This window comes from Oleiphilus sp. HI0079, assembly GCF_001635105.1.
Window position 1 is genome coordinate 1 of sequence record NZ_LWFT01000153.1, and the last position, 424, is coordinate 424.

Here is a 424-nt window from a genome sequence, read left to right on the forward strand (position 1 = left end):
TGCAGCGAACGGTTCAATCTGCGCTGCAACATTACTAATTTAAAGAATAACACTTAGTCGACGCTAGAAGTACATGCTGCCAAGAGCCTATCGAAAAAGATACATTCTTACCTTTGTGGGGAGCTTGCTCCTTCACACTTCTGTTGCTACCTATCTGTTGTATAACCCAGTTGATCTCGCCGAAGAACCAGCGAAAGACCAGACTGTTACTGTCCAACTAAAACCTGAAGAAAAGAAGGCGGATAAAAAGAAACAAGAAGAGAAGAAGAAAGGCGCTGAGAAGAAGAAAGAAGCTGAGAAGAAGAAAGAAGCGGAGAAGAAGAAAGAAGCCGAGAAGAAGAAAGAAGCGGAGAAGAAGAAAGAGGCTGAGAAGAAGAAAGAGGCGGAGAAGAAGAAAGAAGCCGAGAAGAAGAAAGAAGCCGAG

1 protein-coding gene is annotated in these 424 nt (G+C 43.6%); it reads left to right on the forward strand.

Annotation, left to right across the window (positions count from 1 at the left end; all coding sequences use genetic code 11):
* Positions 1 to 73: 73 nt before the first annotated feature.
* Positions 74 to 424: hypothetical protein (locus A3750_RS02290; RefSeq protein WP_197474818.1), on the forward strand; the 351-nt coding region annotated here is incomplete at its 3' end.